At 61.1% G+C, this 14,458-nt stretch carries 13 protein-coding genes and 2 pseudogenes; 14 read left to right on the top strand and 1 reads right to left on the bottom strand.

All coding sequences use genetic code 11. The features are described 5' to 3' along the window. The first annotated feature begins 57 nt into the window (after nucleotides 1–57). Nucleotides 58–782: pseudogene (locus tag LB577_RS33525) on the top strand (SDR family NAD(P)-dependent oxidoreductase). Between the two features lie 11 nt (nucleotides 783–793). Here the strand turns inward: LB577_RS33525 and LB577_RS19525 are convergent. After that, entirely contained in the window at nucleotides 794–1,243 is a 450-nt protein-coding gene (locus LB577_RS19525) for a DUF4864 domain-containing protein (RefSeq protein ID WP_224687951.1), read from the bottom strand. Nucleotides 1,244–1,487: 244 nt separating this feature from the next. Between LB577_RS19525 and LB577_RS19520 the strand changes: the two genes are divergently transcribed. From LB577_RS19520 to LB577_RS19460, 13 genes and pseudogenes are all read left to right on the top strand, one after another. Beyond that, nucleotides 1,488–1,724, top strand: coding sequence for an Lrp/AsnC family transcriptional regulator (locus LB577_RS19520; protein ID WP_010909609.1), 237 nt, complete (start codon nucleotides 1,488–1,490; stop codon nucleotides 1,722–1,724). A 171-nt stretch (nucleotides 1,725–1,895) separates the two neighbouring features. Continuing rightward, nucleotides 1,896–3,308 (top strand): circularly permuted type 2 ATP-grasp protein, encoded by a 1,413-nt coding sequence (locus tag LB577_RS19515; protein ID WP_224687950.1) that lies wholly within the window; start codon nucleotides 1,896–1,898, stop codon nucleotides 3,306–3,308. Nucleotides 3,309–3,479: 171 nt separating this feature from the next. Next, on the top strand, nucleotides 3,480–4,421 hold the full coding sequence (locus LB577_RS19510) for an alpha-E domain-containing protein (protein ID WP_013895307.1): 942 nt from the start codon (nucleotides 3,480–3,482) through the stop codon (nucleotides 4,419–4,421). Between the two features lie 66 nt (nucleotides 4,422–4,487). Further along, nucleotides 4,488–5,282, top strand: coding sequence for a transglutaminase domain-containing protein (locus LB577_RS19505; RefSeq protein ID WP_023764863.1), 795 nt, complete (start codon nucleotides 4,488–4,490; stop codon nucleotides 5,280–5,282). Nucleotides 5,283–5,313: 31 nt separating this feature from the next. Further along, nucleotides 5,314–6,045: a peptidase gene (locus LB577_RS19500; RefSeq protein ID WP_013895309.1), complete on the top strand. Its 732-nt coding sequence runs from the start codon at nucleotides 5,314–5,316 to the stop codon at nucleotides 6,043–6,045. Nucleotides 6,046–6,155: 110 nt separating this feature from the next. Further along, nucleotides 6,156–7,567: pseudogene (locus LB577_RS19495) on the top strand (pyridoxal phosphate-dependent decarboxylase family protein). 129 nt (nucleotides 7,568–7,696) lie between these two features. After that, nucleotides 7,697–8,464 (top strand): DeoR/GlpR family DNA-binding transcription regulator, encoded by a 768-nt coding sequence (locus LB577_RS19490; RefSeq protein ID WP_224687949.1) that lies wholly within the window; start codon nucleotides 7,697–7,699, stop codon nucleotides 8,462–8,464. A gap of 126 nt (nucleotides 8,465–8,590) precedes the next feature. Further along, complete coding sequence (gene glpD / locus LB577_RS19485; protein WP_224687948.1) at nucleotides 8,591–10,117, top strand: glycerol-3-phosphate dehydrogenase; 1,527 nt, start codon at nucleotides 8,591–8,593, stop codon at nucleotides 10,115–10,117. A gap of 41 nt (nucleotides 10,118–10,158) precedes the next feature. Next, on the top strand, nucleotides 10,159–11,238 hold the full coding sequence (locus LB577_RS19480; protein WP_224687947.1) for an ABC transporter ATP-binding protein: 1,080 nt from the start codon (nucleotides 10,159–10,161) through the stop codon (nucleotides 11,236–11,238). A gap of 9 nt (nucleotides 11,239–11,247) precedes the next feature. Further along, the gene (locus LB577_RS19475; RefSeq protein ID WP_023764868.1) at nucleotides 11,248–12,330 is read left to right on the top strand and encodes an ABC transporter ATP-binding protein; all 1,083 of its coding nucleotides are present in this window, start codon (nucleotides 11,248–11,250) and stop codon (nucleotides 12,328–12,330) included. Next, nucleotides 12,331–13,197 carry a carbohydrate ABC transporter permease gene (locus LB577_RS19470; RefSeq protein WP_023764869.1) on the top strand — a complete coding sequence of 289 codons (867 nt, stop codon included), beginning with the start codon at nucleotides 12,331–12,333 and terminating at the stop codon, nucleotides 13,195–13,197. It abuts the gene before it with no gap. 1 nt (nucleotide 13,198) lies between these two features. Beyond that, a complete protein-coding gene (locus LB577_RS19465) occupies nucleotides 13,199–14,116 on the top strand; it encodes a carbohydrate ABC transporter permease (RefSeq protein ID WP_023764870.1) in 918 nt (305 codons plus the stop codon). Between the two features lie 2 nt (nucleotides 14,117–14,118). Continuing rightward, complete coding sequence (locus LB577_RS19460; protein WP_411969301.1) at nucleotides 14,119–14,406, top strand: DUF2160 domain-containing protein; 288 nt, start codon at nucleotides 14,119–14,121, stop codon at nucleotides 14,404–14,406. The last annotated feature ends 52 nt before the right edge of the window (nucleotides 14,407–14,458 follow it).

Below are 14,458 nucleotides of genomic sequence, written 5' to 3'. Positions count from 1 at the left end.
CCTGACAACGATTGACTGGTCGATTGTCCGGACGCAGAGTCCGGTCGGGGTTAAACCATGACCGTGACTTATGACTTTGGTGGCAAGACCGCGATCGTGACCGGCGGCTCAAGAGGCATCGGCAAAGCCGTTGCCACACAGTTGATACAGTCCGGTGCCGATGTCTGGATCTGGGATGCAGATCCCTTGCCTCTCGATGGGGCCCATTGCCAGACTGTCGATGTGACCAAGGCACACCAGATAAAGGACGCCTTGGCCGGGATCATAGCCAATGACAGGCGGATTGATATCCTCATTAACAATGCAGGCTACCTTGGCAGTTATCGCGGGTTCGAGGCCTTCGATCCGATAGAGTGGCAACGCATCATCGGCGTCAACCTGATGGGCGTTTTCGAGTCACCCACCAGGTTCTCCCGATCATGCGCAAAGCCGGGAGTGGTCGTATCGTCAACATGGGTTCGCTGGCGGGCAAGGAGGGACTGCCGAACCTAGCAGCCTATTCCGCGGCAAGTGCGGGTGTCATTGCCTTCACGAAGGCATTGTCGCGTGAGGTCAGTGACACCGAAATCCGCGTCAATTGTGTCGCGCCGGGGCCGATCGACACCGAACTCATCAGGCGCCTTGGCAACGATGTCGTCGACGAGATGATCAACGCCAGTCCGCTCAGGCGTCTCGGCTCCGCGGATGAGGTCGCGGCATTGGTGCTTTGGCTATGCTCCGATGCCAGCGCGTTCAACACTGGAGCGGTGTTCGATATGTCGGGAGGCAGGGCGCGCTATTAAGCGCTCTCTGCTCAGGTGCTCAGCGAATTCGACGCTCGCAGGCTGCAACCGGTGATCTGGAACGTGCCGTCGGGCTGCTGCTGCAGCGTGTAGACCGCCTCGTAGTTCTTGCCGTCGGGTCCGACGATCAGCACCTGCTGGATAATCGAACCCGGGCCCGTCTGCTCGACCTTGCTGAAGGCATAGGATTGTGGCCTGCGCACCGGCGGGTAGCCGTTGGTCACCATGTTCATGAAGGCGTCGACGGTCGGGAAGACCTGCTTCACGTTTGGCGCGGCGAAGCTGTAGGCCCTGGCGCCGTCATTGGCTATGAGGGCTTTCAACTGACCGTCGATGACAGCCTGGCCGGCCTTGATCTCGGCATCGCCGGCAAAGGCCCCTGATATGAAGATGGGCGACATGAAGATGGACGACACGAAGATGAATGGAATGACTGCGAATGCGAAAAAAGCGCGGCGCATGGCCTGTCTCCGTTGTCCTTCGAAAAGGTCTTCCTTCAAAATCGCTGTCCGAAGTCGCACTATAATATACGCTCCGCGGCATATCGCGGTTTCAGTGATTGCGAATATTCGCAAAGACGATAACCGAGCTACCGGAAGCCGGGGCCAAGGCTCGGGCGGCCAAGGATGGATTCCAACGCTTGAAAGCCCGCCTCCAGTCTGCCAGAAGGGCCGCTTGGACTTGGACGTTTAGCGGGACGAAGCCATGAAGGCGTTTTTCGTGCAGATCAAATGCGAGTTGGGCAAATCCTATGAGGTTGCCAGCGCGCTTGCCGATGCCGAGATCGCCTCGGAGATCTACTCCACCGCTGGCAACTACGATCTGCTCGCCAAGTTCTATGTCGACGATGAGGAAGACGTCGGCCATTTCGTCAACGAGAAGGTGCAGATTCTCCCCGGCATCAAGGACACTTTCACCGTCGTCACCTTCCGCGCATTCTAGCCGCCAAACGCGGTTGCCCGGGCAGGAGGCAAAGGCTGATCAAGGTCATATTTAGGCTGCCTCAATTTTAGGCAAGCGCAAGATACTGATCGCCCGCTTCCTCCAAATCACCGATTGCGCTTGATTTTCTCCGGCGACGCCAGTGAAATGGTGTCACAGGGGAGTACGCGATTGCCAGCGTTCGATGAAATGCTTCCGGAAGTCTCCGGATTGAGAAGACCGTATTCGGCTTACGATCGCTGGCTGAAGGAGCAGGATCCAGCCAGACTTACCGAGAAGATGCAGGACGCCGAACGCGTCTTCCGCAAGACCGGCATAACCTTCGCCGTCTATGGCGAGCAGGAAGCTTCCGAACGGCTGATCCCTTTCGATATCGTCCCACGCATCATTTCAGGCAATGAGTGGCGCCGCCTCACGCAAGGCATCGAACAACGCGTGCAGGCGCTGAACGCCTTTCTCGACGATATCTACCATCGCCAGGAAATCCTGCGCGCCGGCCGCGTTCCCAGGGAATTGATCGCCAAGAACGAGGCGTTTTTGCCGGAAATGATCGGCGTGCGGCCACCGGCCGGCGTCTACACCCACATTATCGGCGTCGACATCGTCCGCATCAGCGAGGACGAATTCTACGTGCTGGAGGACAATGCGCGCACACCCTCCGGCGTCTCCTACATGCTGGAGAACCGCGAAACGATGATGCAGCTGTTTCCCGAGCTGTTCCAGAAGATCAAGGTGCGGCCGGTGGAGAACTATCCGCAGCTTCTGCGCCAGTCCCTGGCTGCGGTTCGCCCGCAAGGCACCAAGGGTGCGCCGACCATCGCGGTGCTGACGCCCGGCAGTTTCAATTCCGCCTATTTCGAACACGCTTTTCTCGCCGACCAGATGGGCGTGCAACTGGTCGAGGGGCAGGATCTGCGCGTGGTCGACGGCCATGTCGCGATGCGCACGACCGAAGGCTACAAGCAGATCGACGTGCTCTACCGCCGCGTCGACGATTCCTTCCTCGACCCGCTGACCTTCCGGCCGGATTCGGCACTTGGCGTGCCAGGCATCATGGATGTCTATCGCGCCGGCAACATCACCATCGCCAATGCGCCGGGCACCGGCATCGCCGACGACAAGGCGATCTATTCCTACATGCCCGAGATCGTCGAATTCTACACCGGCCGCAAGGCGATCCTCGGCAACATCCCGACCTGGCGCTGTTCGGAAGCGGACAGCCTGAAATACGTGCTCGAGCACATCCACGAACTGGTGATCAAGGAAGTGCATGGCTCGGGCGGCTACGGCATGCTGGTGGGGCCGGCGGCGACGAAAAAGGAATGCCAGGATTTCGCCAAGAAGCTGGCGGCAAAACCTTCCAACTACATCGCGCAGCCCACTCTGGCGCTGTCGACCTGTCCGATCCTGACCGACAAGGGCCTGGCGCCGCGCCATGTCGATCTCCGGCCTTACGTGTTGGTATCCGACCGCATCCAGATCGTACCCGGCGGGCTGACCCGCGTCGCGCTCAAGGAAGGCTCGCTGGTGGTGAACTCGTCGCAGGGTGGCGGAACGAAGGACACCTGGGTGCTGGATGATTGAGATCAGTGAGTAGGCAGTAGGGAATAGTCAGTAGGGAATAGTCAGTAGTGAGTAGAAGAGGGAACGGTAAAATGCCATATTCCATTGAGATTCAAGCGCTTACTATTCCCTGTTCACTACTTGCCAATCCCTGCTCACCAATCCCTACTCACTAGCCCGAAGGGCCTTCCCATGCTTCTCGGCCGCACCGCCAACGGGCTCTACTGGATGAACCGCTATATCGAGCGGGCTGAAAACATGGCGCGGCTGGTCGATGCCGGGTTGCGCATGGCGCTGACCCGCACCCAGAGCGCTTCGGAAGAGTGGAATTCGGTGCTGCTCAGCGCCGGCTCGGATGTCACCTTCACGCAGAAATACCAGGACTATACGGCCGCCAACGTCTCCGATTTCCTGCTTCGCGACACGTCGAACCCTTCGAGCACGATGTCGTCGATCGAGACGGCCCGCAACAATGCGCGCATGGTGCGCACCGCGCTGACGCGCGAGACTTGGGAAAGCATCAACGAAGCCTGGATGGCGCTGAAGCGGATGCTGGCAAGGCCGATCGACGAGCGCGACCTGCCGACCGTCCTAGACGCGATCAAGCGCGAAACGGCGCTGATCCGCGGCTCGTTCTACGGCACCATGCTGCGCAACGAGATTTTCGATTTTTCGCAGCTCGGCACCTATGTCGAGCGCGCCGACAACACGGCGCGCATCCTCGACGTGAAATATTACGTGCTATTGCCGTCGATTTCCTGGGTCGGCTCGACACTCGACAACTACCAGTGGGAATCGATCCTGCGCTCGGTGTCGGCGCATCGCTCCTACCGCTGGGTCTACGACGCCGACTACAAGCCGACCAACATCGCCGATTACCTGATCCTCAATGTGCGCATGCCGCGTTCGCTGACCTTCTGCTATCGCTTCCTGTCGGAGCATCTGAAATTTCTGGGCGACGACTATGGCGAGCGGCATGCCTGTCACGCCACGGCGGACAAAACACAGGCGATGCTGAGGGCCGGATCGATCAAGGATATATTCGACACCGGCCTGCACGAGTTCCTGGCGGGGTTCATTCGCGACAACACCAGGCTCGGCGACGAGATCGCGCAGGATTACCGGTTTTATTGAGCATGATCCCGCAAAGTGGAAACCGGTTTGCGGACAAGATCATGCTTACAAACGGAAAATGACCCCATGCGGCTCAAGATCACTCACCGGACGGAATACCGCTACGATGCGCCGGTGCAATATCTGCTCCAGAGGCTGCGGCTGCTTCCGGTGAGCGGGCCGACGCAGACGGTGCTGTCCTGGGCGCTGAAGATCGAAGGCGCGCGCGAGGAAGTGCGATTTACCGATCACTACGGCAACGATACCAGGCTGCTGAGCGTCGAGGGTGACCGCGACTTCATCACTGTCGAGGCGTCCGGCGAGGTGGTGACGCGCGATACATCAGGCGTATGCGGACCACACCAGGGCTTCGCGCCGCTCTGGCTGTTCGCGCAGGAGACGTCCTTGACCACGATCGGCAACGGCATTCGCGATCTTGCCGAGACCGTCGGCAAGGGGACCGACATCGAAAGGCTGCATCGGCTGATGGCCATCATCTGCGAACGCGTCGCCTATACGCCGGGCACCACCAACGCGACGACGTCGGCGGAAGAAGCCCTGGCGCTTAAGACCGGGGTCTGCCAGGACCATGGCCATATCTTCGCCGCCGCCGCGCGTGCGATGGGATTTCCGGCCCGCTATGTCAGCGGCTATCTGATGATGGACGCGGCTGTCGAACAGGCGGCAAGCCACGCCTGGGCTGAAGCCCATGTTCCGGGCCTCGGCTGGGTTGCCTTCGACCCCGCCAACGGTATCTCTCCCGACGAACGCTATGTGAAGGTGGCCACCGGTCGCGATTACCGCGACGCCTCACCGGTGTCGGGAATTCGGCTGGGACAGGCGGAAGAACTGCTTGCGGTCACCGTCACGGTAGAGCAGTAATCCCGCAAGGATTGGTGCCAGAAGAGATTCCATGACCTATTGCGTCGGCCTCAAGATCGATCGCGGGCTCGTGTTCATGTCGGACACGCGCACCAATGCAGGCATGGATTCGATCTCGACCTTCAAGAAGATGCATGTCTGGGAAGAGCCCGGCGAGCGCGTCATCGTCTTGATGTCGGCCGGCAATCTGGCGACGACGCAGGCCGTGGTCAGCCTGCTGGACGAGCGCACCAAGGCCGTGGCGGACCGCCATGCGACGCTGCTCGAAACGCCGTCCATGTACCAGACGGTGCGGCTGGTCGGCGACACCGTCAAGGAAGTGATCGCGCACTCTTCGCCAGCGGGCGAGAAGGCCGATTCCTATTTCAACGCCTCCTTCATACTGGGCGGACAGATCAAGGGCAGCCCGCCCAGGCTGTTCATGATCTATCCCGAAGGCAATTTCATCGAGTCCACCGACGATACGCCGTTCTTCCAGATCGGGGAGACCAAATACGGCAAGCCGATCATCATCCGCGCCTATGAGCGGACGATGAGCCTCGCCGAGACGGTGAAGCTGCTGCTGGTTTCCTTCGATTCGACGCTGAAATCGAACCTGTCGGTCGGCCTGCCGCTCGACCTGCTTTTCCTGGAGAATGATGCCTTCAAGGTCGGCTTGAGGAAGCGGATCGGCCAGGACGACCAGTATTATCGCACGATCTCCGATGGCTGGTCGAATGCGTTGAAGACGGCCTTTGCCAGCCTGCCGGATTTTCCTGGCTAGGGCGCGTGCGGCGGGCATCAGCCGTTGCATATGCTTCACATGTTAATTAGTAATGGGTTTTGAAAGCCGGACGAAGGGTGCCGGCATTGCGATCGTGTCGAGAGGACAGGATGAACAACAATGATTTCCGGCGATGGTCGCAACGCGCCGCCGAGTGGGGCGCCGACTATCGCGACAATTTGCGCGAGCGGCCGGTGCGGCCGCTGGTCGAGCGGGCGACATCTTCAGGAGCATAGAAGCCTCGCCGCCCGAAGACGCGGAACCGATGGACAGGATCTTCGCCGATTTCGAGGAGAAGATCGTGCCGGGGATGACGCATTGGCAGCATCCGCGTTTCTTCGCCTATTTCCCGGCCAACGCCGCGCCGGTCTCGGTGGTGGCGGAGTACCTGGTGTCGGCGATGGCCGCGCAATGCATGCTCTGGCAGACCTCGCCGGCGGCGACCGAACTCGAGACGCGCACCGTCGACTGGATGCGCCAGGCGCTCGGCCTGCCGCAGGGTTTTTCCGGCGTGATCCAGGATTCGGCCTCGTCGGCGACACTGAACGCGGTGCTGACCATGCGCGAACGGGCGCTGGACTGGCAAGGCAACAAAAAGGGGCTGACCGGGCAGGCGCGGTTGCGCATCTATTCCTCCGACCAGGTACACACCTCCATCGACCGGGCGATCTGGGTGTCGGGTATCGGCGAGGACAATCTGGTGCGCATTCCGGTCGCCGGCCGTTTTCGCGCCATGGATACTTCGGCTCTCGAAGCGGCGATCATCGCGGACCGGCAAGCCGGCATGCTGCCGGCGGGGATCATCGCTTGCGTTGGCGGCACCAGCACAGGCGGTACCGACGATATTGCCGCGGTCGCCGAGGTGGCGCGGCGGCATGGGCTTTATCTTCATGTCGATGCGGCATGGGCGGGGTCGGCGATGATCTGTCCTGAGTACCGGCATTTCTGGACCGGCGTCGAAGGCGCCGATTCGATCGTCTTCAATCCGCATAAATGGCTGGGCGCGCAATTCGACTGTTCCATCCAGTTCCTGCGCGATCCCGAAAGCCATGTCAGGACCCTGGCCATCAAGCCGGACTATCTGAAAACGCATGGCCATGACGGCATCATCAATTACTCAGAATGGTCGGTGCCGCTCGGCCGGCGCTTCCGCGCGCTGAAATTGTGGTTCCTGCTGCGAGCCCACGGGCTGGAAAACCTGCGCACGATGATCCGCAACCATGTCGCCTGGAGCGAAGGCCTCGCAGCGCGGCTGGCGAAAGAGGCGGATTTCGAGATCGTCAGCCAGCCGATGCTCTCGCTGTTCTCGTTCCGGCACGAGGCGGCCCCGGGCGTCGATGCCGACGAACACAATCTGCGGCTGGTCAATGCGATCAACGACGACGGCCGCATCTACCTGACGCAGACGAGGGTCGATGGACGGGTGGCGATCCGCTTCCAGGTTGGTCAGTTCGAGGCGACGGCTGGCGACGTCGATGCGGCTTTCGCGGTCATCACCGAAGTCGCGCGCGCCATATCCTAATCAAGGCTGTTCTGGATTGCACAGGAGTTTGCCTTTGCTATCATATGCTTTTCGTTAGCCGGCTTGTGCCTTTTAATCGGTTTCGTTTTCAACTATGCTCAAGAAAAACGAAAACGGGAGCTTGCCTAAATGTATTTGTCGCCGCGCCATGCCGAAATCGTCCAGATGGCCAAGGATAATGGGCGCGTGCTGGTCGACGACCTGGCAACCCATTTCAACGTGACGCCGCAGACCATCCGCAAGGATCTCAACGACCTCTGCGACCAGCGGCTGCTTTCGCGCATCCATGGCGGCGCGTTGTTTCCCTCGGGCATAGAGAACATGGAGTACGAGGCGCGGCGCAAGATTGCCGCCGAAGAGAAAGAGGCGATCGGACGCGCGGCGGCCAAGCTGATCCCCGACAACGCTTCGCTGTTCATCAACATCGGCACCACGACCGAGTCGGTCAGCAAGGCTTTGCTCGACCACAACGGTCTCATGGTGATCACCAATAACATAAATGTTGCCAATAGGATGCGCATATATCCTTCGATTGAGGTGGTGATTGCCGGCGGGGTGGTGCGCGGCTCCGATGGCGGTGTCGTGGGTGAAGCGGCGGTCGATTTCATCAAGCAGTTCAAGGTCGACTACGCGGTGATTGGCGCCTCGGCGATCGACCATGACGGCGCCTTGCTCGATTTCGATTTTCGCGAGGTGAAGGTGGCGCAGGCGATTATCGCCAACGCAAGGCATGTCATCCTGGTTTCCGATCAGACCAAATTCGAACGCACCGCGCCTGTGCGCATCGGCCACCTGTCGCAGGTCAACACCTTCATCACCGATCGCTGCGACATCCCTTCGGTGCGCAAGATCTGCCAGGAGGCCGAGGTTCAGATGATCGAGACGTCGCTCGGCTAAGAGGTTTCACAGCCGTCTCACGGGCTCGTGATATTTCGTTTGACATTCGTTATCAGTTCGAAATAATTCCACCACGGTTTCGCAAAAGACCCAAAATGGTGCAATGCGAAATCGTGGAGGAACTAAGTGGACGCATCTTCAATCCGTGACATTTTCGTCATAGGTGGCGGAATCAACGGCTGCGGCATCGCCCGCGATGCCGTCGGTCGTGGCTTTTCGGTTTTTCTCGCCGAGATGAACGATCTCGCCAGCGGAACATCCTCCGGTTCGACCAAGCTGATCCATGGCGGGCTGCGCTACCTCGAATTCTACGAATTTCGCCTGGTGCGCGAGGCGCTCATGGAGCGCGAGGTTCTGTGGAAGAACGCCCCGCACATCATCTGGCCGATGCGCTTCGTGCTGCCCTATGCCAAGGGCCTGCGCCCGGCCTGGCTGATCCGGCTCGGCCTTTTCCTCTATGACCATATTGGCGGGCGCAAATTGCTGCCGGCGACCAGGACGCTCGACATGGCGAGCGATCCGGCAGGCAAGCCTTTGAAGCCCTTGTTCAAGAAGGCCTTCGAATATTCGGATGGCTGGGTCAATGACGCACGCCTGGTGGCGCTCAATGCGCGTGACGCCGCCGACCGCGGAGCGACGATCCGGACCCGCACCAAGGTGATCGGGGCGCACCGCGAAGGCGGCACCTGGGCGATCAAGATCGAGAACCTGCAGACGGGCGAGACCGAGGAGATCAAGGCAAGGCTGCTGGTCAATGCCGCCGGTCCATGGGTCGATCACGTCCTGTCCGGCGTCGTCGGCCAGAACGATGTCCACAATGTCCGCCTCGTGCAGGGCAGCCACATCGTTATCGCCAGGAAATTCGACGATCCGCGTGCCTATTTCTTCCAGAACAGGGATGGCCGCATCATCTTCGCCATTCCCTATGAGGAAGAGTTCACGCTGATCGGCACCACCGACCGGGATTATCCCGGCGATCCGCACGACGTGAAGATCAGCGACACCGAGATCGACTATCTCTGCGCCGCGGCCAGCGAGTATTTCGCGCAACCGGTAAAGCGCTCGGACATCGTCTGGACCTATTCGGCGGTTCGCCCGCTCTATGACGACGGCGCCTCCAAGGCGCAGGAAGCAACACGCGACTATGTGCTGAAGGCCGATGGCGGCGACGGCGCGGCCCCGATCGTCAATGCCTTCGGCGGCAAGATCACCACCTATCGCCGGCTGTCGGAATCGATGCTGGAAAAGATCGAGGGTTTTCTCGGCAAGCGCGGCAAGCCATGGACCGCCAACGCGCCGCTGCCGGGGGGCGACTTCCCCGCCACCGGATTCGACGCGCAGGTGGCGAAGTTGAAGGTGGCCTACGCGTTCCTCGACGCGCGTCTTGCCCGCCGGCTGACCCGGCTTTACGGGACGCGTGCACAGATCCTGCTCGGCCTTGCCAAATCGAATGCCGATCTCGGCCGCAATTTCGGCGGCGACCTCTACGAGGCCGAAGTGCGCTATCTCGTTGAAAACGAATGGGCTATTACGGCGGAAGACGTGCTGTGGCGGCGGACCAAGCGCGGCCTGCATCTTGGCCGCGAGCAGGTTTCCGCACTCGATGAATTCATGCGTGGCATAAGCCGGCGGCACGTCGCGGCCGCTGAATGAAGAGGTTTTGAGCTGATGCGGAAAGCCTGGGAGGAGGCGTCATGCTGGAACTGAGGAACGTCACCAAGACAGTCGGTGCGATCGAGCACATCCGCGATGTGTCGCTGACGCTTCAGCACGGCTCGCTCAACGTCCTGCTCGGCCCAACGCTTTCAGGCAAGACCAGCCTGATGCGGCTGATGGCCGGCCTCGATGTGCCGACTTCCGGCTCGGTCTGGTTCGACGGCCAGAATGTCACCGGCATGCCGGTCCAGAAGCGCAAGATCGCCATGGTCTACCAGCAGTTCATCAACTATCCGGCGATGACGGTCTATGAGAACATCGCCTCGCCGCTGCGGGTGGCCGGCATCGAGCAGGCCAGGATCGACAGCCAGGTGCGGGAAGCCGCCGCACTGCTGAAACTGACGCCCTATCTCGATCGCACGCCGCTCAACCTGTCTGGCGGGCAGCAGCAGCGCACCGCATTGGCGCGTGCCATCGTCAAGAATGCCAGCCTGGTGCTGCTCGATGAGCCGCTCGCCAATCTCGACTACAAGCTGCGCGAGGAATTGCGCGCCGAACTGCCGAGGATATTTGCCGCCGCCGGCACTATCTTCGTCTACGCCACGACCGAGCCGCACGAGGCGTTGCTGCTCGGCGGCAACACCGCGACGCTGTCGGAAGGCCAGATCACCCAGTTCGGGCCGACCATCGATGTGTTCCGCAAGCCGGTCGACCTGGTGACGGCCAGGACCTTCGCCGATCCGCCGCTCAACACCATCGTGCTGGCCAAGAAAGGCGCCGACTTCCTGCTCGAGGGCGGGGTGAAGCTGCCGGTGCCTGCCGAACTCGTCGGCATTGCCGACGGCAATTACACGATCGGCTTCCAACCGCACCATCTGTCGCTCGAACGGCCCAATGCCGTTGCCGTGCCGGTGCGGGCAAAGGTCACCATTACCGAGATCACCGGTTCCGAAAGCTTCGTCCATCTCGATTTCGCCGATGCGCGGTGGGTGATGCTGGCCCACGGCATCCGCGATTTCGAGACCGACGAGGTGGTCGAGGTGTTCATCGATCCGCGTCACATCATGGTTTTCGACGAGCACGGCCGCGCCGTGACCGCACCGAAGCTGGCGGCATAGGGGGGCGATATGGCGCGCATCGACGTCAACCACATCAGGCATTCCTACCTGCCGAACCCGCGCACGGATGCCGATTTCGCGCTGCGCGAAGTGCACCACACCTTCGAGGACGGCGGCGCCTATGCGCTGCTCGGGCCTTCCGGCTGCGGCAAGACCACGCTGCTCAACATCATTTCGGGCCTGCTGCATCCCTCGCACGGCCAGCTGCTGTTCAACGGCAGGGACGTGACCACCCTGTCGACGCAGGAGCGCAACATCGCGCAGGTGTTCCAGTTCCCGGTCATCTACGACACCATGACCGTCTACGACAATCTGGCCTTCCCGCTGCGCAATCGCGGCGTCCCGGAGGCCGATGTCGACCGCAAGGTGCGCGAGACGCTGGAGATGATCGACCTGGCGTCATGGGCCAAGAAGAAGGCGAGGGGCCTGACCGCCGACCAGAAGCAGAAGATATCGCTCGGCCGCGGCCTGGTGCGCTCCGACGTCAACGCCATCCTGTTCGACGAGCCGCTGACCGTCATCGATCCGCACATGAAGTGGGTGCTGCGTTCGCAGCTCAAGCAGCTTCACCGGCGCTTCGGCTACACCATGGTCTATGTCACGCACGACCAGACCGAGGCACTGACCTTCGCCGACCAGGTGGTGGTCATGTTCGACGGCGGCATCGTCCAGATCGGCACGCCGGCGGAACTGTTCGAGCGGCCGCGCCACACCTTCGTGGGCTATTTCATCGGCTCGCCCGGGATGAACGTCATGCCGGTGGCGATCGACGGCAAGACAGCGACGCTCGGCTCGCAGCGCATCGAATTGCCGGGGATACCCAAGACAGCCAGCGGTGGTGTCGAGCTCGGCATTCGTCCCGAATATGTCAGGCTCGGCCGCGACGGAATGGCCGTTTCCATCAGCAAGGTGGAGGATCTTGGCCGCCACAAGGTGGTGCGCGCCAAACTGGAAGGCCGCGACATCGCGGCGGTCATCGGCGAGGACGAAACCGTGCCCGCAGAACCGAAAGTGCGGTTCGATCCGGCCGGCATCAACATCTACGCCGATTCCTGGCTGGTTGAGATGCGGCGCGTCGAGATGGGGGCATAGATGGACAAGACCTGGAACAACAAGGCCTGGTTCCTGGTGCTGCCGGTGCTGGTGCTGGTGGCATTCTCGGCCGTCATCCCGCTGATGACCGTCGTCAACTATTCGGTGCAGGACACGTTCGGCAACAACGTCTTCTTCTGGGCCGGAACGGAGTGGTTCGAGGAGTTGCTCTCGTCGAGCCGCTTCTGGGAGGCAATGAGCCGCAACCTGATCTTCTCCTTCATCATCCTGGCCATCGAAGTGCCGCTCGGCATCTTCATCGCGCTCAACATGCCGAAGAAGGGCTGGGGCGTGCCGGTTTGCCTGGTGCTGATGGCACTGCCGCTGCTGATCCCGTGGAATGTCGTCGGCACCATCTGGCAAGTGTTCGGGCGCAACGACATCGGCCTGCTCGGCTACTACGTCAACGCGCTCGGCATCGACTATAATTATGTGCAGGATCCTTATGACGCCTGGGTCACCATCATCATCATGGATGTCTGGCACTGGACCAGCCTCGTCGTGCTGCTCTGCTACGCCGGGCTGGTGTCGATCCCGGATGCCTTCTATCAGGCGGCCAAGATCGACGGCGCCTCGCGCTGGGCGGTGTTCCGCTACATCCAGTTGCCGAAGATGCAGCGCGTGCTTCTGATCGCCGTGCTGCTGCGCTTCATGGACAGTTTCATGATCTACACCGAACCCTTTGTCGTCACCGGCGGCGGGCCGGGCAATTCGACGACGTTCCTGTCGATCGACCTTGTCAAAACGGCGCTCGGCCAATTCGACCTTGGGCCGGCGGCGGCCATGTCGCTGGTCTACTTTCTGATCATCCTGTTGTTGTCATGGGTGTTCTACACCGTGATGACCAACTACGACGCGGAGCGCTGAGATGGGCCGCGCCAACGAGACGACGACGGAGCGTGATCGGGTGAGCCAGGTTTCGGAAGGGCTCTCAAGCGCGCTGTCGCAGAGCGAAATCGATCGGCGCATGCGCCGGCGCGGCGAGGAATCGCGCTGGTGGTGGATCGTGCCGACACTCTACATCATCGTCCTTTTGCTGCCGATCTACTGGCTCATCAATATGAGCTTCAAGACCAATGCAGAGATCGTCTCGTCGCTGACGCTCTACCCGCACGCGCCGACACTCGCCAACTACGTCACCATCTTCACCGATGCGTCCTGGTATTCCGGCTACATCAACTCGATCACCTATGTGGTGATGAACATGGTGATTTCGGTGGCGGCAGCATTGCCGGCGGCCTACGCCTTTTCGCGCTACCGCTTCCTTGGCGACAAGCATCTGTTCTTCTGGCTTTTGACCAACCGCATGGCGCCGCCGGCGGTGTTCGCGCTGCCGTTCTTCCAGCTCTACTCGGCCTTCGGGCTGATCGACACGCATATCGCGGTCGCGCTGGCGCACTGCCTGTTCAATGTGCCGCTGGCGGTGTGGATCCTCGAGGGCTTCATGTCGGGCGTGCCGAAGGAGATCGACGAGACCGCCTATATCGACGGCTATTCGTTCCCGCGCTTCTTCGTAAAGATCTTCATGCCGCTGATCGCCAGCGGCATCGGTGTCGCCTGCTTCTTCTGCTTCATGTTCTCGTGGGTCGAATTGCTGATCGCGCGCACGCTGACGACCACCGATGCCAAGCCGATCGCCGCCACCATGACGCGTACGGTTTCGGCCGCCGGGATGGATTGGGGCCTGCTCGCCGCTGCCGGCGTGCTGACGCTGATCCCCGGCGCGCTGGTGATCTGGTTCGTCCGAAATTATATCGCCAAGGGCTTTGCCCTGGGGAGGGTATGATCATGAATTTCGACCTCACCTGGATGGCGTGGACGTGGCCGACGGCGGCGTTCTTCGCAACCATTCTGCTGCTGCTTTGCGGCATGGCGGCGTGGGAATACGCCTCGCCGGGCGGCAATCCGCGCGTCGGCGTGCTGCGCTTCGAGACGACGCGCGGCGATCGTCTTTTCCTGTCGCTGCTTGGCAGCGCCTTTATCCATCTCGCTTGGTTGGGTCTTGTCGGATCCAACCTGTGGTGGGCTCTCGCTCTCTCCGTGGTCTACGCCGTCGGCGTGTTCCGCTACGTATAGAGGGGGAAACTGTTGAAGCGGGGGGGGGGGGGGGGGGGGGGGGGGGCGGCGG

Origin of the sequence: Mesorhizobium sp. B283B1A, assembly GCF_020165735.1 — a bacterium.
GTDB lineage: Bacteria > Pseudomonadota > Alphaproteobacteria > Rhizobiales > Rhizobiaceae > Mesorhizobium > Mesorhizobium opportunistum.
The sequence above is the reverse complement of the archived record's forward strand: the minus strand, read 5'-3'. Positions and strand labels throughout refer to the sequence as shown.